Consider the following 20,205-nt stretch of genomic DNA (forward strand, 5'->3'; position numbering starts at 1 on the left):
GAACCGTCAATCGAGAATCGGGAATAAATTCAGAATGGTGCTCAAAAGACATCATTCACGACTGACGATTCCCGAATTAATAAGTTTCACAAGTCCCGCTTCGGCGGGATTTTTTAAACAACATATGTTATGTTATTTGGACAAGCTAACACTATAGACAACGCAGCGGCCCTGTTGAAAGACCTGGGAATTGCCGAAAGCCATTTGTCTGCTAATCTCAAAGCATTGGCGGCAGTAGATGCACGCTACTTAAAAGATTTGAAGATCAATATTTCCAATGCCCTTAATGCCGAAAGCCTGGGCAAGAAAGACGCTTACCTGCTTGCTTTCGCCATTGCAGTAAACGAAAAGAACACTGTATTGCAGGAAGCATTTCAGAAAGAAGCCCTGACACAAGGTGCTACTGATAAAGAACTGGCCGAAGTGATCAGCTGTACCAGCCTGATGAATGCCAATAATGTGTATTATCGCTTTCGCCATTTTATGGAAGAAGAGTTTTACAACAATGCACAGGCAGGTATCCGCATGAGTATTATGGCTAACCCTGTTTTAGGAAAAGAATTGTTTGAGTTAATTAGCCTGACGGTAAGTGCCGTAAATGGTTGCCAGCTTTGTGTAACCTCTCACGAGAAAACACTGATAGGACATGGCACGGATAAACAACGCATTCATGATGCAGTACGTTTAGGTGCTGTAGTGAAAAGTCTAGCCGTAATGCTGTAAATCAAACACGAGATATAAAATAATAGCCCGGACAAAAGATCCGGGCTATTATTTTATAGACACACGGGCCTGCTCACCAAAAGGCGAGTTGTCCGCTGCTGTAAAAATTCGTTTTACCGCTTTGCACCATCAATGCTCGTGGTGAATGGTGTTGCCAGAATCTACGGCGTTAAAGCCGCAAACAATAGCTGCAGTAGCAACAGCAAAGAAACCAATGGTAACAATGATGCTGGCGTTATTTTCCTGTGCCCAAGTGCTGTCGATCTTCGTATAAAGAATAATAGCGATCGCCGCGAACAGTAGACCCAAAACGCCCCATTTAACGGTGTTGGTCATAACTTTTTATTTAAGTGTTAAGGTTTCAAAGTCATGATACCATGGCGTTGACCAGCTTTCTAATTACTAATGAGTCCTTCTTTTACTAAAAATCCTTTGCTTGATCAATCGTAATGGCGATGTCAAATTCTGTTGTAGATAAGGTACGAGTCTATAAGGCAGTTGGCGGTGGTAATGTTTTCTAGGGCGGAAAGATGCTTGTAGCTTGCTATCCTAAAGATACACTTTCTATAGCTGATTGCAATAGCCCATGCATTACTATTTAAACCATCTCTTGGGTTAGGTTGCAGATTAAGAAGAGTACGATCGCTTGTTTTACAACTTTCCCATTAAAAGAAAGAATCCCTGTCTTTTGTAGCGGTTCTTTTACAGATGGCCTACTATCACAACGACCTGTTGTTCAACCACTTAATTTAGATCATTCACAAGGCTTACCTGCTGTAGCTGGGCTGCCACCAGCCAAACTTAAAAATTATTAACTCCTATTTGTTTGATAGCGTAACCATAGAAAAAATGCTAATAAAGAAGCGGAACTTTTCTAAGCGCATTTACCTATATTGATCACGCACAATTTCTTAATAGTGTTAAGTTTTTCCACTTCCTTTTAATTTCTACTCTGCCTTCCTTAATTTGCCGCTCAGAATTATTTAACCTAATGAAGATCATGAAATTCTATTCCCTTCTCTTTAGCGCTGCTGTTTTAGCAACAGCTTGTAACAGTAAGCCAGATGCAGCTAGCACTACCGCAACACCAACAGTAGATACTGGAATGGTAATCGTAGGGCCCGAGATAGCTGCAGATTCGCAACAATTGAACAACACGCCTTCTGCTGAAGCAAAGGAAACTGCCCCTCCTAGCAAATCGACACATAAGTCGGCTGGCAGCAATCCTACCAGCAGCCACCAGTCTTCAGCTGGCAACGCAGGCAACTCAGCTTCTGCTCCTGCAGATGGTGCTGCATCAACAGGAACTGAAAACTCAACCGCTAAAAAAGGCTGGAGCAAAACGGCGAAAGGTGCTGTAATTGGTGGTGTAACAGGTGCCGCTGCTGGTGCCGTGATCAACAAAAAGAACCGTGGTGTTGGTGCAGTGGTTGGCGGCGTTACTGGTGCTGCTGCCGGTGCGGTGATTGGCAACCAAATGGATAAAAAAGACGGACGTCATTAACTAATAAAAAGCACTAATAAAAAAGCCGCCTGATTCCAGGCGGCTTTTTTATTAGTGTAATCAGATATGTATTGTTTGTTCTTTAAGCACAAGTATTAATTTCTTACGGCTGTAAATACGCATATAAATACATCTTCCCCACCTGCTTGGCCAGGTCTGGTACACTACCATTAAAATCAATCACTATGGCTGGTGGATCTTTTTCATTCTCCGGATTTGTTGGACGGTATATACCTGCAAAACCTTTAAGTGCGCCTGATATAAAGCGGATGACTTTCTTTTTACTATCACAGGAGCATGTGCCTTTTTTGTTATTAATGGTATAGGAAGAATAACTATTTAGAATAAGCTTATACTGAAAGTTGAACGATGCGCCATTGCTTTGATAAACATGGTAAGTTCCCAAAGGCAGTTGAGCTGGTGCCGCCTTCGTTGGTTTAGCAGGCTCTTTAGTTTTTATAAAGCGGCTGTTTCTTAAAAAGATCGCGTCGCGATTTTTTTGATTATAATCTCCCGTAACCATAACGGTTTCACCGGCTTTTAGCTGTCCTAGCGTCACCGTATCTTCAACAGGGAACTGACAAACGATAAAATTCTCATAACCTGTGGCGGTAATATAAACATTGTGGTACTGGTTCCACCCCTTAGTACCGACACTGATGCTCCTGATCTTTCCTTTAATGGTTAGTGTTTTGTTGAAATACTTATTTTCAAAGTTGTAGCTGTTTTGATTGTACTCGTCATAGAGCTGCTTGGCTGTATACGTTTGCGCAAAAAGGTTGTGACTTATTAATGCCAAAACAGTTACCAACAGATACTTCATATAGATTTCGTAATTGTCGTTGTAAGGTATAATAAATATTTATGCAGCTGTGAGATTTATAAACAAAACACCTGATATTAAAAGATCATCTTACAGTAAACTGTATGCTAGCTTTTTAAGTAACACAACTTGTACTACTAATAGCTATCCTATGTAGTCAAACTATAGGATAGCTATTAGTAGTTATTAGTACCTGCTATTTTGCCTATAGCATGTATATAGAAATAGCCTATTGCTCGAATATCAGTTATGTACTTATAAGGTCACAGATTCTATTAGCGTGTAATCCTCGTGATTACAAAGTTCTCAATGCAGCAGGGCTGTGAATTTCCTTGAGTCGTCTGTTTTACATTGCCGCTTATAGTTACTTGCAGATTATTGACTTGAAATTCGTTTGGCAGGTTACAGGGTTTAAGCTTTGTGTCAATAGTGCCTTGTTCTAAAATATAAAATTCCCCGCTGGCAGATATAATGGTTGCACTCCGATTGTTTACTTGTCTATAAGTTGGTGTATCTGGCAAACAGTCCGGTGAAGTATGGTTATCCTTTTTACAGGATGAGGCAAATGTCAAAAGAATGGTGATTCCTATTAATGCCATTCGCTGATGAATCATACGTTTTTTGTGGTTGACAGCGATAAAAGGTAGAGCGTTGCATTCAGCCTAAACGGGTCTTACAGTTTTGTCTTGTCGCATAAAATCTGTTGTGAAAGTTGCTGCCTTTATCAAACTCAGTGCTTCTGTTAACACCTAGGCTTAGTATAGGAGGTACGACTAGAACCAAGGCTACTTTACATCAAAATGTTTTCTTTTTCTCTATATCAGGTAACACTTGATCAATACGTTTGGCAAGTTCGGGAAGCTTTATGGTGGGTACTGCAGGAAAGAGATGGTGTTCAAGATGATAGAACATACTGAACGTAAGTTTGTTCTTCCATCCTGTACGTTGAGTTCTGGCCAACTCGGGATGTTCGTGTGTATCATGGTGCACAGTCCATACAGCGAAGAAAGCCATCAGGAGTTCGCCAATAATCATTACAATAATGTGATAGATCAGAAATTGAATCTGAAAATAAATGGCCAGGAAAGCAAAAGCTGCAATAGACGTCAGTTCCAGAAATACATTTCGCTTATATGTCTTATTGCCCAGCTGCAGGGTGATTTTATGAATCAAGAACATATGAACTGGCCCATATAAAATAGCTCCGTACCATGTCATGCCAGCCGATTTTCCTTCATAGTCTTCTTCACTTAGGCAATACTTATGGTGCCGGATGTGATTGAATTTAACTGCATGAATAGACACCATCATCAGGATGCTGTTAATATAAAGTGACAACCAGGTAAGGAATTTGTTTGTACCTAAAGAATTATGAAAGCCATTGTGTACTTGCCGGAGGCCGGTAAGAAAGAAAAAGGCGGAGAAAGGCAAAGCGGCAATATAGTACTTATAGTAGGCTAAAGTAATAGAGAGTAAAAACCAGGGAATAGTGAGATTGTTTTCAATGAGCATCTCTTTTACCGATAGGTTTTTGAGATCTTTCCATTCAACTTTCCGGAGTAGCTCTTGATGGGTCATAGAGAAGGATTTAAAAATCTACAACCTATAAATATACTCATACCATTTCTTACAATCTAGTCCTTAATTAATCAACAATAAGGCATGCACATTTACTTATTGGCCAGACTTTATAAGGATAAGGTATCTATGAGATGGAATATTTTGACAATTGCACAAGAGAAAATGTTGGACGCAACGACTTAATCTGGAAGAACATCAAACGTAACTATAACAGGAACATGGTCACTATACTTCGTCCAGAATTCATAATTACCAACTTCAACTGATTTCAAGCATTCAAGCATATCAATAGATACAAAACAATAGTCAAGATGGTAAGGCTTGTCATGATGTCTGTACATGTACCATGTGGGATGTTGCTCTTTGCCTTGTGTTTGATTAAAATGTTTGTGATAAACGCTATAGATTCCTTTCTCTTCTAAACGCTTTACAACGGCAGAATGATTGCCTTCCCTCCTGGGTTTATCCCAAATGGTATTGCTATTGAAGTCACCAATTAATATTGTCTGTTTACTTGTAATGGAAGTGTCGTAATGGTGGATGGCTTTCCAAACCTGCGTTACATAGGCTCCGTCTGGATCTCCTGGATTATTGGCCCAAATAGCAAAAAGCGTAAAATCAAATTGCCCACCTGAGACAGTTATAGGAATAATCATTTTCAAGTTGTCATTGTGAACATCTAAAACCTTAAACCGAAAGTGGCCGTAAGAAAAAATGCCAAGCCCTTTATTCTGATTGTGCCCAAACCATAAGGTATCTGTTGGCTTTGGTGTGTCACCATTGAAACGCAATTTGTCCGGATGCTCACATTCTGGAACCACCAGAATATCTGGTTGGTGCATCAGAATGATGTCAGCCTTTTTTCTGAATGCCATATTGCAGTTCCAGGTAATGATTTTCATGCTATAATAAGTGTTCAGCAGGAATACAAAGCACCCTAATTTACATAACTCTTTATGCAGTTTGCTGTTAATAACAAGTACAAGGCTGAGCAAGAAGGTGTCTCCTTATAGCACAAGAGGGTTTCACAGCGCAGCATGTCCAAGTAGTAAAGAACTTACTTAGACCATAAAACTGATAAGCACTCTGACTGCCCCGGCAAGCAATTTGCTGCTTTCCTAATTGAGCAGGCTCTTATTCAGCAGCATTATGAAGGCAGTCTTCGTTATAATTATCATTATCATTCTATTACTACTTGCAGTGCTACTCATTTTTGGATAAAGTTGAGTAGGCAATGAAAATCAGATTTTAATGAACCAACGGCAACTTTGTAAAACAAATGCTGCCCTAATCAAGCGTCGTGTCCCTGCAAACACACAAGGCTAGGAAGGAGAAACGGCTGGGACGTAAAGACCTTTATTAATAAAAAGCTTATCTCATAAAACAAAAAAGCACTCCCACTATAGGAGTGCTTTACTATGTAAAACTGTTTGCTCTTCTGGTCTTGTGCCGTGGCGAGGTCCTCCCTTCAGGAGGATTTAGGAGGGCTTATGCGACACCTTCTCAATCTCATTATGCACAAACAACATCAACTCACTGATATATTCAGGCGTGAAATTGAATTCCAGTCCAGCGGCTTTATACAACTCAGGTAAGCTGCGTGTGCCACCTAACTGCAATGCATTGATATAGTTGTTGATTGCTTGCTCTTTGTTTTCTTTGAACTGTTTCCACAATCCGATAGCACCTAATTGAGCAATACCATATTCAATGTAATAGAAAGGCACTTCAAAAAGGTGTAATTGGCGCTGCCAGCCATACTTGCGGTATCCTTCCAGACCGGTTACATCTATATTAATTGGAGTAAACTCGTTTTGAATCCTACGCCAGTTTTCCGCGCGCTCCTCCAAGGTATGGTTTGGATTTTCATACACCCAATGCTGAAACTTATCGATGGTAGCAATCCAGGGGAAGATGGTTATCACACGTTCTAATTGATGCTCTTTTGCGCGGCGCAATTCTTCAGCATTATCAAAGAAAGTGTCCCAGTAGTCCATGCTCATTAGTTCCATGGCCATGGATGCCACTTCAGCAATTTCCATGGGGTATTGCTTAAAAGATGTCAGTGGCAGGTCGTGCGCCAGGAAGGAGTGTACGGCATGACCACCTTCGTGTACCATGGTGGTTACATCATGCATTTGACCAGCGGCATTCATGAAAATAAATGGCGCACCAGTTTCTTCCAGCGGACAATTATAACCTCCGGGCGCCTTGCCCTTGCGGCTGTCCAGGTCCAGGCGACCCATTTCTTTCATCTTCACTATACAATCAGCAAAGAACGGGTTCATCTTGCGGAAGGTAGCTACTGTTTTATCTACCAGTTCATCGGCAGTCTGGAAGGGCGACAAAGGCTTAATACCTTCAGGCTCAGCTTCCATATCCCAAGGGCGTAACATATCCAATCCTAAACGCTGGCGTTTACGATCGTACAGAAAGTTCACAATATCCAGTACATGTGTGCGTACTGCTTCCTGAAACTGGAAACAGTCTTCCTTGGTATAATCAAAGCGACCCAGTTCTACAAATCGATAGTCGCGATAATTGGCAAAGCCAGCGTTCTTAGCAATCTGATCACGCTTTTGTACCAGGGAGGTATAAAGATCGTTCAGCTGGTCCTTGTCCTGCAGGCGGCGCTCCTGGATTTTACGATATACCTGCTCGCGCAGCTCGCGGCTGGGGCTTTCTAAAAACTTGGCAGCTTGTTGCAGAGTATATTCCTTTCCCTCTACTTCAACGGTCATTTTACCGGAGATAACGCCAAACTGCTGGGCCATTACAGCTGTTTCTGCCTGTAAAGGAATGTTTTCCTCGCGGAAGAGCTCAATGCTTTTCCGCACATTGCGCAGGTAAATATGATAGGCTTCGCCTTTCAGCTCACCTACAAATGGATTTTCTACCAGCTTGCGGTTCAGCTTATCAGCATAGGGCTGCATCTTAGGCTGAACCTCCATCACAAAGTATTCAAAGGCCTGCTCCAGTTCTTTGTTTTCGGTATCGCAGGTCATGCGGATCTGGCGCCAGGCGGCGTCTTCTCCAACAACCGCTTCCAGCTCACTCATGTCCTTGAGCCATTTCTCCAGCTCTTCTTTAGAATTGAGTGGCCGGTCCAGTAACTCTTTAAAATAAGGCTCCAGGTTTTGCCAATCGCTTACTTTAAAATCTTCTGGTAAATAGGTCCGGGGTAATTTTTTAATATCTGCACTAAGGTTCATAGCTAAGAGGTTAAAGCGTTAATGTGATAAAGAGGATTTGGGTTTTCAATATAGCAATACTAATGCCTAGGCTAAGAGATTAAAAGAGGAGCTAAGAGAAGAATGAGTATAAAGAGAAAAAGAGGAAAGGTGTACATATGCCACTTTTCCTCTTTCCTATATTTTAGTGCCGATGAGTTAAAAGGATCATTAAGTATAAACTCCTTTTCTTCCTTCCTTGTCAACATATCAACTAGTCAACCTGTCAACTCCCATCAGCTAATCTTCACATCAGCTAATCAGCTAATTATTCTTTGCTTTTGGCTTTCTTTTTCGGCGCAGCTTTTTCAGCTTTTTCAGCACCTTCAACCTCAGCATCTTCAGCTTTTTTCTTGCGTGGTGCACGTTTTGGCTTAGCTGTTTCTGCTGTATCCTCGGCTTTCACGTCCAGCACTACCTTTTCACCAGCTGCTTCCAAGGTTTCTGCTACGTTTTCTTCTTCTTCAGCAGGAGCAGAGGCTTTAATTTCAATATTGTTGTTGTTCAACACTTCAAACCATTTTACCATCTTCTTCATATCAGAGGTATACACGCGTTCGAAGTCCATATCAGGATAAACTTTTTCGAAATAGCCTTTCAGTGCCTTGTTGTCTTTTACATCTGGCAGCTTGGTTTTGTTAGACTGCATAGCCAGGAAGATCTCTACCAGGTTTACGTTATCACGTACGGTATATATTTCAATACTCTCCAGGTGAGACAGGTTGTGCACACGAGAAGAGATAAACTTAGTCGTCTTATCGTCTAATGAACGCACCAGCGCGCCGTCGGTTTTGCTACTTACAATTTCATACAAACCGGGCAAACCCGTAACAGCTACTATTCTGTTGTATTCCATAATACTTCTTTTTTGGGAGGTGCAAGATACAACCACGGATTTAAATGTTTAAAAAAGGATTGCCGGGATTTTAGAGGGCACTTGGCGTTTCCATCTAAAACCTTTGTGCGAAATCGTGAAACGTCAGGCCCCTCCCAGCCTCCCCGAAGGGAGGAGGCCGGTTGCACAGCGGCCAGCTTAGCAAACAGTACTTTCATTTGCAATTAGAATAAAATGAAAAAGTACTCCCCTTTAAGGAGTGCTTTTTTTATGTAAAACTGTTTGTACTTGTGGGATTGTTCGGCAGCTAAGTCCTCCCTTCGGAAGGATTTAGGAGGGCCTCACGTTTCACGTTTGACGTTTCACGATGAGCCTTCTACAGCTTCTCCGCATCAACTATTAACCTTAATTAACCATAAGTGGGGTACCTAACGGCATGGTTTTTAGCGCCTTTAATACAGTTCTGGTAAATTATATGACCATGTATAGAAAGTTATTGTTTTTTAGCCTGGCTTTATTTTCTTTCTTTTTTTCACAAGCACAATCGTTTTCTATATCCGGCCGTATCATTGATGCCGAATCCCGAACTGCCCTTCAGGGGTCCAGTGTACTATTAAGAAGCATCAAAGACACTACGTTATCGTATTCCACTTTTACCGACTCCACAGGCCGGTTTCAATTTGATAATATTCAGCGTGATTCGTTTCGGTTAACCATCAGCGCTGTCGGCTATGAAACCTTAAGCCGCAGTGTACGCGTAGATTCAGCCAATGTAGTATTAGCCAATATCACTGTGCCACGCACTTCCAGAGAGCTTACAGGGGTAACGGTAACCACCCGCATACCACCAGCACAGCAAAAGGGCGACACCGTACAGTTCAATGCCAACCAGTTTAAAGTAAACCCCGATGCTACCGCAGAGGAGTTAGCGCGCAAAGTACCGGGCATTACGGTTGAGAATGGCCAAGTAAAAGCACAAGGCGAAAACGTACGCCGTGTAACAATAGATGGTCGGGAACTTTTTGGTGAGGATGCTACGGCAGCCTTACGCAACCTGCCGGCCGAGATCATTGATAAGATTCAGGTGTTTGACCGGCTGAGCGACCAGGCCCAGTTTAGCGGGTTTGACGATGGCAATACCAGCAAAGAGATCAACATTGTGACCAAGGCCAATATGCGCAATGGCCATTTTGGAAGAGTGTTTGCCGGCTACGGTACTGACGATCGCTACCAGGCCGGTGGTAATGCCACCCTGCTTAAAGGTAATCGCCGCATTTCCCTGGTAGGCAACTTTAATAATATCAACCAGCAAAACTTTTCCCAGCAAGACCTGTTGGGCGTTACCAGTAATGCCCAGCGGGGTGGCGGAGGTGGTGGTCCCCGCGGTGGTGGCGGAGGACCAAGAGGTGGTAGCGGCAACCGTGGGCAGGGCTCGGGCAACCAGGGTGGTGGTAATTTTGGCGGCTTTGGTAGCAGCGGCAACTTCCTGGTAGGCCAGCAAAATGGTATCAACCGCACGAAGGCTTTTGGTATTAACTACTCCGATCTATGGGGTAAGAAGGTCACTGTATCGGCCAGTTATTTTTTCAACAACACAGATAATACCACCAGCGAGTTGACTAATCGCCAATACTATCTAACCACCATACCCAACATACGCGAGAATAACAATAACAACAGTCAGAACACTAACCACCGCTTCAACATGCGACTGGAGTATCGTATAGATTCATCCAACCAATTGATCATTACACCGAATCTTTCTTTTCAGAACAACGATGCCAAGAGCCTGCGGAATACTCTTCGTTTCTTTAATGAAGGCCAAACAGTAAGCAAAGTGGACAATAACCGCATTAGCGACCGCGCCGGCAATAACCTGAATAACACAATCCTTTACCGGCACTCATTCCCCAAGAAAGGGCGCACATTTTCTGTGAATCTAAATACATCCTATAATAAAAGAGATGGTGACACTTACCAACAAACATTCACCACTAACTATTCAGGGTCTACCTCCTTTGACACGTCTGACCAACAACACATTGACCAGCTAAACAATGGCTACCAGGTTTCTACCAATTTTGTTTATACCGAGCCACTGTGGAAGAACACACAGCTCCAATTAAATTACAACCCAACTTTTTCTAAAAGCAAGTCTGACCAGCAAGCCTTCCGGTTTGATGAACTCAGCGACAAATACTCGCTATTTGATACCAGCCTATCCAATCAGTTTGAGAATAAAACACGCGCACAAAATGGTGGTATCTCGTTCCGCACCGGTACACGCGACAACCAGTTCTCGGCAGGTGTCAACTATCAAAATACCAACTTGAACAGCGACCAGGTATTTCCAACAGTGCTCCAGGTCAATAAAACTTTTCAGAACATCTTACCTAATGCTATGTTCCGCTACAAGTTTTCGCCCAAAAGCAATATAAGGCTGATGTACCGGAGCAGCGTGAACCTGCCATCAGTAACGCAGTTGGCCGCAGTAGCTGATATTACGGACCGGCCATTTGTTACTGTTGGTAATCCTAATTTGGATCCACAGTATACCCATACGTTTAGTGGCCGCTATACATTCACCAACACGGCAAAAGGCAGTTTGATCCTGGCCAATGTGTTCTGGCTACAGTCCAACAATTACATTACCAATGCTACCTATGTAGCCACAAAAGACTCTGTTATCAGCAATAACATTGTACTAAACCCAAGCGACGAGCTTACTGTGCCCATAAACCTGGATGGTTACAACAGCTTACGTTCTTTCTTAACCTTTGCCATACCGGTGCGAGCCATTAAATCGAACGTTAACATTAACGGCGGCTTTACCTACAACCGCTTCCCTGGCTTAATCAATAACGTAAGTAATTTGGCCAATAATTACGTTTATACCATAGGAACAGTAATAGCAAGTAATATCAGCCAATACGTAGACTTTACAGTGTCCTATTCAGCCAATTTTAATAATGTAACCAACAGCATCGTTAAAGAACGAAACGACAGCTACTTTCAGCATACTGCCGGCTTGCAGCTGAACCTATTATCTAAGAAAGGCTGGTTTTTCCAGAATGATCTGAACAACCAATACTATTCTGGACTTTCAGCAGGCTATAACCAAAGCTTCTGGCTGTGGAATATGGGTGCAGGTAAAAAGTTCCTGAAAGATCAAAAAGGAGAACTGCGTTTTAATGTGTTTGACCTTTTAGGCCAGAACCGCAGCTTGGGACGTAATGTAACGGAAACCTATATTGAAGATGAACGCAATGAGGTGTTGCAGCGTTATTTCATGCTGACTTTTACTTACAACCTGCGCAACTTTGGAACGGCCGCTGCGCGTGCCGCTAATCGGAGTGGGGCTGGTGGTACCAGATAATTATAAAAAGAGGTAAAGGTTCAATCTTTATAGTTCCGGCCCTGCCTACCTTATAGCCATGTGCCGTGAAAAGAGTTAGTGGTGAGAGCATAAAACAATAAACATTGCACACCATTCATTTGGACTTGAACTTTACTTCATAAGGTTTCAACTGTTGTATCAATCTCTATTTGTTAATGGGCTCTGTATAATATTCTGCGTGTTTAAGGAAGTTTTCAACTGCAGTAGTATCCGAATAGTTTAATTCTATGATTTCCTTGGTTGCTCTTTTTTTGTCTGGCGCATTCTTATAGTACGCTTTACAAATGGCATAACCCATAAAATAGCCTAAATCAGCAACTGTCTTTGCATTAGAGCCATTGTAAAGCCAATTGCTGTAGGAAGAAGTAAACATGTCTAATTTAAACTGCTCCTTGAGTTCTGCTTCATGCTGATTCCCGTAAACCAGGTAATTATTCTGTAAGGGTTTGCCCATTACAAGTTCTGTAATAAAGTCGCAAGCTCCTTCTCTAATGGATTGACCTAGCAAATTTTGTGCTTTTCCTTTTTGCTGAGTATGCACATATTCATGAATGTTCAACGGAACAATATTGCCTGTCTCTTGGCTTTTAAACACCCCTCCGAGCCAGTTGTTAGAAAATTCCGAAACGTCAGTTGTAGGATTGCCAGTAGCAATTTCAGTCCCTATCAATACCATATCATTCCTAGTTGTCCCACCTGAACGAAGTCCTCCGATCGTAAAATACATTTTGGCTTCTTTCAGCTCTGGGTATAGTGTTCTTAGCTTCTGAATGCTATTTTCGATTTCTATAGCTTTTGACTTCGCGGTAAGCGTATTAGGTCGGATGGAACTCCAAAACTTAGGTAACTTACGAATCAGCCTAACCCATAATTCAGCTGTATAATCTCTGGCTTCCATAAAGGCCTTTAACCCCTCTGTGCCTTTATCAATATAGAGTGTTTGAAGGTAGTGAAGTTGCTGTAAACTGTCGGAGGTGGTTAGGCAACTGTCATAGGCCCTCCAAAAGTTATCAATATCGGAAGTATAAACTTTTTGATTTGTTTTCTGCCCTGCAACGGAAAGTAAAACAACAAGAAAAAGAACTGCTGTTGCAACTATTCGCTTCATTGTTTAAAACTGGTTTTGGTATGTATACAATAATTGAATATACGAACTACAACGAGTTGCTTAGCTGCCCTGAACTAATGCTGATGGCCGAGGCTGTTATACCATAGTTTAAATTGTCTGTGGTCTTTATTTACAGAACTGTTTGTCATTTCTTTCTATGGTCCCTGCCGTGTCTCTTCCGCATAGCCATGTGCGTTGCAAAAGGCACGCTGTGGTCAAAATATTTAATTGTCATTCACTACTATCTTTTTAATCAATACAATTTGTCCTAAATGATAATAGCTATGTTCAATCATAGCTTCTATGTTTCGTTGATAGGTCCCATACTTTTCATCAACAAACACCTCGTTTAATTTTTCGTCTGGCATTTGTTCAATCAAGGAGGCAAATGCTTCTGCATCATTCCAGAATGTAGTCAAAAAGCTTTCCCATTCTTTTTGTGATTGTATTGGTGGAAATTCGAAACTGTATTTATCTTTTATGTCAAGGCTTCCGCCTTCAAAAACATTCTTAATCCCTTTTATGTAATAGTGAATATGTTGAGCCAGTAAGGCTATTGTATTTAGGGAACGAACTTTAGCAGTCGCTATTTCCCAGCTTAGGTCGGTCAATTGATGTTTGAAATTGGTGTTTGCAATCCAGGTTCCACTTAGAATAACCTCTCTAAACCGATTTGCAATTTGATAAGTAGTCTCCATCTGATTTTTCATGAAACGACCTGTTACTATTTTTTACAACAAAAGGGTATTTCTAGCAGTTGAGAAAGTCTGATCGACTACCGCTTAGCCTACTTTATTTGTTGATTAGCATTTACTGTTGAAAGATAGTATATACCCTACATGGAAGCAATATGGTGCAAACAGCAGCATTGTTATGGTTCTAGCCATGTCTTTTCAGCATTCCCTTCTGCGTTGCAAAGGTCACGGCTAGAACCAAACTAATTCCCAGCTTTATGAAGTCAGGAGTCAACTTTAGAATCCATGTTATCCACTATTAACTTACTGCAATTAGTTTTCTATCCGCAGGTCTAAAATACCATGACACAAGCGTTAGAACCAGCAGAAGCAATGGAGGGAATAATACTGTTGCTGGGCCGCCCAACGCAATATGTGAAAGCAGCGCACCCATCATGGCAAAGAAAAAGCCTGCATAAGCCCACTCTTTTAATACTGGTGTTTTAGGAATAAGCACGGCAGCTACACCCAGGAACTTCCCAACAGCCAGTATGGTAAGAAAGTAAATAGGATAACCCAAATGTGTAAAAAGGTCAACCTGTTCTTTTTGTTTTAATAATTGTACGAGTCCAGTTGAAAACATTCCTAGCGAAAGCCAAAGGGTAGCAATCCAATAGATGATCTTATTTCTTTTTGTCATTGTGCGTTATTTTAATTGCTTAAGGATTTCTTGTATGCGGTTATGTGCCATGTTGATACCTTGAGCAAAAGGCATTTGCAGCAGTTGGTCTCTTTGGGTGATTGATTTATAAACGACGTGCATAGTAAGTTTACTGGTATCATCAGTAAGCTTTTCAAACACCAAATACTCCATCCAGGCATCAAACGGCGTTTTTTCCATTTCAAATGTTCTTGTGATCTTTTGGTCAGGGATAAACTCATGAATGACTCCGTTGAAGCCGTGTTTATTTCCTTTAGGATCGGTTGTTTCAAATTGATAGCTGCCATGCTTTTTACTTTCCAATTTCAGCACTTTTGTTCCCATCCACTGCTCAACAAACTCAGGCTCTACATAGGCTTTAAAAAGTAGATCCACTGGCAATTCAAATTCCCTTGTGATCAATAGTTCCTGTTTACCGTTTTCGGCATTGACCTTTGTTCTTTGTTCCATAAGCTGTTATTTTCCTGATTTGTGTTTTTTCATGATAGCCTCCAGTTTATTAAATCTGTCATCCCACATGGTGCGGAATGGTTCAATAAAATCGGCTACTTCTTTCATCTTTTTAGCGTTAATATGATAGTGAATCTCCCTGCCGTTTTGCTCCTGTTCCAGCAGTTCGCACTCGGTGAGTATATGCAAGTGTTTTGAAATGGTTGGCCTTGCTGTATCAAAGTTGGCAGCTATGGCACCTGCTGTCATGGACTGCGTGGCTACCAGAAGCAGTATAGCCCTCCTTGTGGGGTCTGCTATGGCTTGAAATACATCTCGTCTCAAATTCATTGCGTAGCTATTTGGCTACGAATATACATGTAGCCACTTAGCTACGCAAATTATTCTACTAATTTTTAGCATCTATTTTCTTTTAGCTAGGTGTGAATGAGTATAGGCTGTTTTTATTATATAGCCATAGAAGGATGCAACACGAAAGCTGATTCAAGGCAATATTGTGCGTCTAACGTACCAAGATGGGCAGGATGAAGCTTGCGCTTTGCATTACTAATATCTTTTGGCTTTTCTACCCTTTGCTGTGGAATAGCTGTCCTCATCATCGTGTCAGGCTGGTAACGGCCTCGGCACTGGTTCGGTTAACAATACCTTTACGCCTACCGGTGCCGAAGCAATCCCAACTTTGAACTAACGATGAGGACAGCTAAGAGTAGGAAAGAGGGCAATAAAACAACAGCGAGGGACTGCAAAACTTGGTGATGAACCTGTGTGTTTTATAGTTTGCTTTAGCTGGAATGATCATGCAGAATCTTCCAGACATTACCTCTACGAACAAAAATTAAGGTATAGATCCCTCTTCTTTCCGGCAGGCCGTTTCCAGACAATACAAACTTGCCCGTTAGTAGTGCATGCTCATTACCAAGAGGGCGCACCACCATGTCTTCATATCGTAAGTTTTGCTTGGGCTTATCGCCGTTAAAAAATCCTTTCTGGTAATTTTCCCGCATACCTTTTATTCCAACCGGGCCTTTGGAAAGCATAAACGTAGAAGCCGTGTCATACACAGCCATGAAAGCATCAAGGTTACCGGCATTCCAGTCTTGGGCAGACTGGTTCATTACTGTTACTATTTCATTGACGTTTCCACCTTTACTTTGTTTTTTTACTGACGCACAACTCCAAAGCAATACTGGGAACATAATAAACAACAGATTCTTCTTCATATACAACTTCAAATAAAAGTTTTCTAATAGAATTCAAATGTACTAGTAGTTTTTACTTGAATGTATTGCATCAGTCTTATAGTAAGGCATAAGTCAGCCAGGCTGCTAGTGTCCACAACAAAAAGACCTGCGCCAGGTGGGAGGGTACCATGTTAGCAACCTTTATTTATCAAAATTGTTTGGGCTTCATTTTACGTGATGCAAGTTCAGCTATTTCATCAATGCGCTTTAGTCTTGTATCTGGTCGTTTGGCCAGCACCAGCCATTGTAACATTGCCTTTCTCACCGATTTGCTTAGGCTTAGAAAATAATCTTTTGAACCATGTTTTGATTGAAACGCATTTTCTAAATCTTCCGGAATGACCAATTCTTCTACCTGATCCAACATTGTCCACGAGCCATTTTGTTTAGCCATTTCAATAGCATCAATACCAGCTTTCGACATTAATCCTTTATCAATAAGTTTAATTACTTTTTCCTTGTTGATTTTGGACCAGGTGCTTTTTGGTTTTCGTTTGCTGAAAAACTGGTGTGAAGTTTCTTCGTCTATCTTTATTTTTTTGCTGTCAATCCAACCAAAGCAGAGCGCTACATCTACAGCGTCAGTCCAACTTATCGTTTTTCTGCCCGACTTTTTACTATAGAAAACAAGCCATACAGCTGTCTTTGAAAGATGATTTTTCTCCAGCCATTTTCGCCACGTGTTAATGCTTTCGGGATAAAATACAGTTATACTATTCTGCATAAGATAGCATTAAGCCTTACAATTTACGACACTGTAAATAGCTTTCACCAACGGCCTGATAAGGAGTGCCTATGATTCTGTTGTTGGTGACACAACGGCTACCGCACACTGAGAACAGGTACTGGCTGCGAAAGCCACAAGAAAGCAGGCAACCCAACCTTCACGAATACCGTCGTGTCCCTTTCCACGCGCACGGCTAAGCAAAGGAGACACGGCGGGGACCGAAATGTTATGCATAGCTTTCATGTGCTAGAAAGCCCTTCCCACCTTCTTTTTAATTGTTTCATCAAAAGCTGTTCGAGCTGCTTGGCTATAAATTGAATCACTGGAGGCTTTACTGGTTATAATACTTTCAGCATAATCTAGCGGATTGGCATCTGAGGAGTTTCCATAAACGCCTGTCACACCATAGTAAACAACTGCGGGCATAATCGGAGTGTCTTTCGCATTCAAGTTTTGTACTGGAACTTTGGTCCGCTTACCAGTATTGTCTACAAAGTAATACTCCTGGTCTAAAACACCAGTTTCCAGCTTCGAACTTGTAATTAAAACACCATCAGCAGGAATATGGTAAATTCTTCGCCCAATCTCAATAGGTATCGGAGCCGCATTGGGCTGGTTGAAAATAACGTTGATGCGTCCTTCAAATCCGGCAGGAACGAGAAAAGTTTCTTTTACTTTCTGCCCGCATGAGCTAAGAAAACAAAATAGGAATGATATTGCAGTTAGAAGTCTCATAAGATTACGCATAACGTCAGAATGCTTCCCGCAGTGGCATTGGCTGTTCTGGCGTTGATTTATGTTCTAAAATAGCCAATTTGTTCTTCTGTTTCATTGCAGCACGTTAGCCGCTGTTGTGGAAAGCAAATGTTGTATGCCGTTTAAATCTCCAGTCTTGCTCTTGCCATTCTAATATTCTCTTCTAAAATCTTATTTACCTCTGAATATTGTTCTTGACTGATAAGGTTTTTAATGGTTTTGAACTTTGGCACTTTGCTCGGCTGATGATTTTCCCACCACTGGATGGCTTCCTTGTATAATCCTGCTTTTAAAAAGAAATAGCCTTTGTCTACGAAGGTGCTGGGTATATACCAAATAAAAGCATATTTATCAGCGGTTACCAGTTCAGATATGTTATGGCTCTCCTTAGAGAACTCAAAGAAGGGCAAAACACTGTTGTAAAGTATATACTTGATTTCAGCTACGCCTTCTTGCACTTTATTAGCATCATCACAGTACCACCACTTGTCTTTTTCAGTCTTGGCAAACTGTCCAATCCGATTGCCTGGCTGTAATGTGTCAAACGAGCACCCCGGCGCAAATAGTCCCTTTTGGACAATGTTAATTGTCATTTGATTGCTCAGTGAACTAGCACCTTTTTGAAAAGAAAGGAATTGAAGTAAGTCGTTGTCGGTCGTTCTGTAAAGAATAAATGTTTTATACGACTTAAAGCCAAAGCTGCCGAGAAATGCTTTGACCTCATTTTGAATGTATTTGTATCCTGTCAGTAAACTTGCTTCCATAGAGGTTTTCTAAAATGGCATACAATACTTAAATCTACACATGTTTTTGCAGGCTCATAAGGATTGTAGCTGAGCTACTTCGGCTTCAAAATGAAGCGCTTTCACTTGTGTTTCCTTGCTATCGTTAACATGAAAAGCGCATGTTTCTAATAAAGCTGTTAACCCTAAAAACGCAAGTGTAAAGTTCTTCAGCCTACGTTCACAAACTTGTCCTCTTTTTATTCTTTTATCTCCTCCAATACTTTTTCAATCCTTGCCTTCATCGTCTCATAATCCGTATAGCCGCGGCTAAGCAAAAAGAATTTGCTATCGGATACCTGCATGAGCACGGAAGGAAAACCATTGACTTGTAATTGTTTTACCAGTGCCATATCGTAATAGGCTTTCTCTCTGTACTCTTCACTATTTAGTTTGGTATAGAACTCGTCTTCCGGGATGTTGTACTTGGGCAACAGGTGGCGATAGGCTTCATTGTCGGTCAGGTCGCGGCCTTCATAATTGAGGGCATATTGCAGGTCCGATGCAAAGGCCACGGCTTTATCAGGATCGTAGTCTTTCAGAATGCCAAGAGCTATAGCTGGTTTAGTAGAATCGGGGAACCAGTCGGTTTTATCAGGATTGTTTACATGCCAGAGAAAATCTTCGCCAAACTTTACACCGGTTAATTCTTCTACTTGTCTGTACTCCTCCTGAATGTATTTGGCCAGGGGCGCAAAATGCTGGGGCTCTTCCGGTAAGATCATTCCACCAGAGAGCACATCAAATACCACTTGGCCCTTATATTCTTCAGATAGTTTTTTAATCACAGGGCTGAAGCCATAGCACCAACCGCAATACGCATCATAGCAATAATAGAGAGTAGGGGTCATTAAACTTTGTTTTTCTTGGTTACTTCATCAAAACGCACATCGTAATCCTTGCGCAAGGTACCCATTACACGGTCCCAAAACGTAAAATATAATCCGTAGTTGCCCTTAAAATATTGGTGGTGCTGGTTGTGACTCACAGAGGTATTGATCCATTTGCCCAGCCAATGCTTATTAAATCTGTTAGGATATAGTTCATAACCGAGATGACCATAGACATTATACACGATCATAAAAAAGAAGAAGAGCACTATGTGCAGGCTATGTACCGGCAGCGTAAATAAGAACACTACAAAAACACCGGCTTCTACCACTGCCTCCAATGGATGAAATGCATAGGCCGCCCAAGGAGAAGGATTGGTAGATTGATGATGCACCAAGTGGACGGTCTTGAACAGGCGCTTGTGATGCATGAGGCGGTGTGTCCAGTAAAAATAGGTATCGTGAATCATGAACAGTAGAGGAAAGGCTAGGAAGAAATACAACCAACCGTGCTGTTCAATCTTGGTATAAAATGTAGTATACTGCCGGATCGAAGGCACCTGTAGCATCACCAACACCACCAATCCAAAAATGGCAACGGTGATCATGGAGTAGCCTATCTCACGCACATAATCACTTTGCTTAGGTGTACGCGCTTGTATCTTTTTATATCGCGTCTTTTGTATTCTCAATATGTAGAAAAGCAAAAAGAAAATGCCCGCAACCATGAAATACCGGCTACCGATTCGCTCAACATATAAAACGTATTGCTCCCAGCGCATTTTTCAACTCCTTCTTAAGAATCACGAATGATACAAAGGTC

The 20,205-nt window shown here is 41.6% G+C and carries 20 protein-coding genes; 3 read left to right on the forward strand and 17 right to left on the reverse strand.

What is annotated here, in order from left to right:
* Positions 1-129 precede the first annotated feature (129 nt).
* Positions 130-723 (forward strand): carboxymuconolactone decarboxylase family protein, encoded by a 594-nt coding sequence (locus tag SY85_RS15385; RefSeq protein WP_066405789.1) that lies wholly within the window; start codon positions 130-132, stop codon positions 721-723.
* A gap of 129 nt (positions 724-852) precedes the next feature.
* On the opposite strand, the gene SY85_RS15390 is transcribed toward SY85_RS15385, so the two are convergent.
* Positions 853-1,059 carry a hypothetical protein gene (locus SY85_RS15390; protein ID WP_066405790.1) on the reverse strand — a complete coding sequence of 69 codons (207 nt, stop codon included), beginning with the start codon at positions 1,057-1,059 and terminating at the stop codon, positions 853-855.
* A gap of 664 nt (positions 1,060-1,723) precedes the next feature.
* Between SY85_RS15390 and SY85_RS15395 the strand changes: the two genes are divergently transcribed.
* Entirely contained in the window at positions 1,724-2,227 is a 504-nt protein-coding gene (locus SY85_RS15395; protein WP_226998842.1) for a glycine zipper domain-containing protein, read from the forward strand.
* Between the two features lie 103 nt (positions 2,228-2,330).
* On the opposite strand, the gene SY85_RS15400 is transcribed toward SY85_RS15395, so the two are convergent.
* From SY85_RS15400 to SY85_RS15425, 5 genes are all read right to left on the reverse strand, one after another.
* Positions 2,331-3,050, reverse strand: a complete 720-nt coding sequence (locus SY85_RS15400) for an OB-fold protein (protein WP_066405792.1) — start codon at positions 3,048-3,050, stop codon at positions 2,331-2,333.
* A gap of 795 nt (positions 3,051-3,845) precedes the next feature.
* Positions 3,846-4,628, reverse strand: a complete 783-nt coding sequence (locus SY85_RS15410) for a fatty acid desaturase family protein (RefSeq protein ID WP_066405794.1) — start codon at positions 4,626-4,628, stop codon at positions 3,846-3,848.
* Positions 4,629-4,810: 182 nt separating this feature from the next.
* A complete protein-coding gene (locus tag SY85_RS15415) occupies positions 4,811-5,533 on the reverse strand; it encodes an endonuclease/exonuclease/phosphatase family protein (protein WP_066409834.1) in 723 nt (240 codons plus the stop codon).
* A gap of 576 nt (positions 5,534-6,109) precedes the next feature.
* Positions 6,110-7,843 carry a M3 family oligoendopeptidase gene (locus SY85_RS15420; RefSeq protein ID WP_066405795.1) on the reverse strand — a complete coding sequence of 578 codons (1,734 nt, stop codon included), beginning with the start codon at positions 7,841-7,843 and terminating at the stop codon, positions 6,110-6,112.
* A 286-nt stretch (positions 7,844-8,129) separates the two neighbouring features.
* On the reverse strand, positions 8,130-8,717 hold the full coding sequence (locus SY85_RS15425) for a DUF5606 family protein (protein ID WP_066405796.1): 588 nt from the start codon (positions 8,715-8,717) through the stop codon (positions 8,130-8,132).
* Positions 8,718-9,177: 460 nt separating this feature from the next.
* Between SY85_RS15425 and SY85_RS15435 the strand changes: the two genes are divergently transcribed.
* Positions 9,178-12,072, forward strand: coding sequence for a TonB-dependent receptor (locus tag SY85_RS15435; protein WP_066409835.1), 2,895 nt, complete (start codon positions 9,178-9,180; stop codon positions 12,070-12,072).
* Between the two features lie 166 nt (positions 12,073-12,238).
* Here the strand turns inward: SY85_RS15435 and SY85_RS15440 are convergent, their stop codons facing one another.
* From SY85_RS15440 to SY85_RS15490, 11 genes are all read right to left on the reverse strand, one after another.
* On the reverse strand, positions 12,239-13,201 hold the full coding sequence (locus SY85_RS15440) for a DUF2268 domain-containing putative Zn-dependent protease (RefSeq protein WP_066405798.1): 963 nt from the start codon (positions 13,199-13,201) through the stop codon (positions 12,239-12,241).
* A 224-nt stretch (positions 13,202-13,425) separates the two neighbouring features.
* The gene (locus SY85_RS15445; protein ID WP_226998844.1) at positions 13,426-13,911 is read right to left on the reverse strand and encodes a DUF1572 family protein; all 486 of its coding nucleotides are present in this window, start codon (positions 13,909-13,911) and stop codon (positions 13,426-13,428) included.
* 283 nt (positions 13,912-14,194) lie between these two features.
* On the reverse strand, positions 14,195-14,575 hold the full coding sequence (locus SY85_RS15450) for a DoxX family protein (protein ID WP_066405799.1): 381 nt from the start codon (positions 14,573-14,575) through the stop codon (positions 14,195-14,197).
* A gap of 6 nt (positions 14,576-14,581) precedes the next feature.
* Positions 14,582-15,046 (reverse strand): SRPBCC family protein, encoded by a 465-nt coding sequence (locus tag SY85_RS15455; RefSeq protein ID WP_066405800.1) that lies wholly within the window; start codon positions 15,044-15,046, stop codon positions 14,582-14,584.
* 6 nt (positions 15,047-15,052) lie between these two features.
* Positions 15,053-15,376, reverse strand: a complete 324-nt coding sequence (locus SY85_RS15460; RefSeq protein ID WP_066405801.1) for an ArsR/SmtB family transcription factor — start codon at positions 15,374-15,376, stop codon at positions 15,053-15,055.
* 452 nt (positions 15,377-15,828) lie between these two features.
* Positions 15,829-16,266 carry a YybH family protein gene (locus SY85_RS15465; protein ID WP_066405802.1) on the reverse strand — a complete coding sequence of 146 codons (438 nt, stop codon included), beginning with the start codon at positions 16,264-16,266 and terminating at the stop codon, positions 15,829-15,831.
* A gap of 169 nt (positions 16,267-16,435) precedes the next feature.
* Entirely contained in the window at positions 16,436-17,011 is a 576-nt protein-coding gene (locus tag SY85_RS15470; RefSeq protein WP_066405803.1) for a YdeI/OmpD-associated family protein, read from the reverse strand.
* Positions 17,012-17,260: 249 nt separating this feature from the next.
* Entirely contained in the window at positions 17,261-17,749 is a 489-nt protein-coding gene (locus SY85_RS15475) for a DUF6843 domain-containing protein (RefSeq protein WP_066405804.1), read from the reverse strand.
* Between the two features lie 143 nt (positions 17,750-17,892).
* Entirely contained in the window at positions 17,893-18,534 is a 642-nt protein-coding gene (locus SY85_RS15480; RefSeq protein WP_066405805.1) for a DUF4304 domain-containing protein, read from the reverse strand.
* Positions 18,535-18,752: 218 nt separating this feature from the next.
* Complete coding sequence (locus SY85_RS15485) at positions 18,753-19,403, reverse strand: DsbA family protein (RefSeq protein WP_066405806.1); 651 nt, start codon at positions 19,401-19,403, stop codon at positions 18,753-18,755.
* Positions 19,403-20,164, reverse strand: a complete 762-nt coding sequence (locus tag SY85_RS15490; protein ID WP_066405807.1) for a sterol desaturase family protein — start codon at positions 20,162-20,164, stop codon at positions 19,403-19,405. Before SY85_RS15490 ends, SY85_RS15485 begins: the two co-directional genes overlap by 1 nt.
* Positions 20,165-20,205 lie beyond the last annotated feature (41 nt).

It is taken from the genome of Flavisolibacter tropicus (genome assembly GCF_001644645.1).
GTDB lineage: Bacteria > Bacteroidota > Bacteroidia > Chitinophagales > Chitinophagaceae > Flavisolibacter > Flavisolibacter tropicus.

Coding starts and splice junctions, on each gene's coding strand:
- SY85_RS15470 (WP_066405803.1), bottom strand. CDS start 17,011: ATGCAGAATAGTATAACTGTATTTTATCCCGAAAGCATTAACACGTGG.
- SY85_RS15425 (WP_066405796.1), bottom strand. CDS start 8,717: ATGGAATACAACAGAATAGTAGCTGTTACGGGTTTGCCCGGTTTGTAT.
- SY85_RS15440 (WP_066405798.1), bottom strand. CDS start 13,201: ATGAAGCGAATAGTTGCAACAGCAGTTCTTTTTCTTGTTGTTTTACTT.
- SY85_RS15420 (WP_066405795.1), bottom strand. CDS start 7,843: ATGAACCTTAGTGCAGATATTAAAAAATTACCCCGGACCTATTTACCA.
- SY85_RS15460 (WP_066405801.1), bottom strand. CDS start 15,376: ATGAATTTGAGACGAGATGTATTTCAAGCCATAGCAGACCCCACAAGG.
- SY85_RS15415 (WP_066409834.1), bottom strand. CDS start 5,533: ATGAAAATCATTACCTGGAACTGCAATATGGCATTCAGAAAAAAGGCT.
- SY85_RS15400 (WP_066405792.1), bottom strand. CDS start 3,050: ATGAAGTATCTGTTGGTAACTGTTTTGGCATTAATAAGTCACAACCTT.
- SY85_RS15410 (WP_066405794.1), bottom strand. CDS start 4,628: ATGACCCATCAAGAGCTACTCCGGAAAGTTGAATGGAAAGATCTCAAA.
- SY85_RS15385 (WP_066405789.1), top strand. CDS start 130: ATGTTATTTGGACAAGCTAACACTATAGACAACGCAGCGGCCCTGTTG.
- SY85_RS15395 (WP_226998842.1), top strand. CDS start 1,724: ATGAAATTCTATTCCCTTCTCTTTAGCGCTGCTGTTTTAGCAACAGCT.
- SY85_RS15435 (WP_066409835.1), top strand. CDS start 9,178: ATGTATAGAAAGTTATTGTTTTTTAGCCTGGCTTTATTTTCTTTCTTT.
- SY85_RS15475 (WP_066405804.1), bottom strand. CDS start 17,749: ATGAGACTTCTAACTGCAATATCATTCCTATTTTGTTTTCTTAGCTCA.
- SY85_RS15445 (WP_226998844.1), bottom strand. CDS start 13,911: ATGAAAAATCAGATGGAGACTACTTATCAAATTGCAAATCGGTTTAGA.
- SY85_RS15390 (WP_066405790.1), bottom strand. CDS start 1,059: ATGACCAACACCGTTAAATGGGGCGTTTTGGGTCTACTGTTCGCGGCG.
- SY85_RS15480 (WP_066405805.1), bottom strand. CDS start 18,534: ATGGAAGCAAGTTTACTGACAGGATACAAATACATTCAAAATGAGGTC.
- SY85_RS15455 (WP_066405800.1), bottom strand. CDS start 15,046: ATGGAACAAAGAACAAAGGTCAATGCCGAAAACGGTAAACAGGAACTA.
- SY85_RS15490 (WP_066405807.1), bottom strand. CDS start 20,164: ATGCGCTGGGAGCAATACGTTTTATATGTTGAGCGAATCGGTAGCCGG.
- SY85_RS15450 (WP_066405799.1), bottom strand. CDS start 14,575: ATGACAAAAAGAAATAAGATCATCTATTGGATTGCTACCCTTTGGCTT.
- SY85_RS15465 (WP_066405802.1), bottom strand. CDS start 16,266: ATGAAGAAGAATCTGTTGTTTATTATGTTCCCAGTATTGCTTTGGAGT.
- SY85_RS15485 (WP_066405806.1), bottom strand. CDS start 19,403: ATGACCCCTACTCTCTATTATTGCTATGATGCGTATTGCGGTTGGTGC.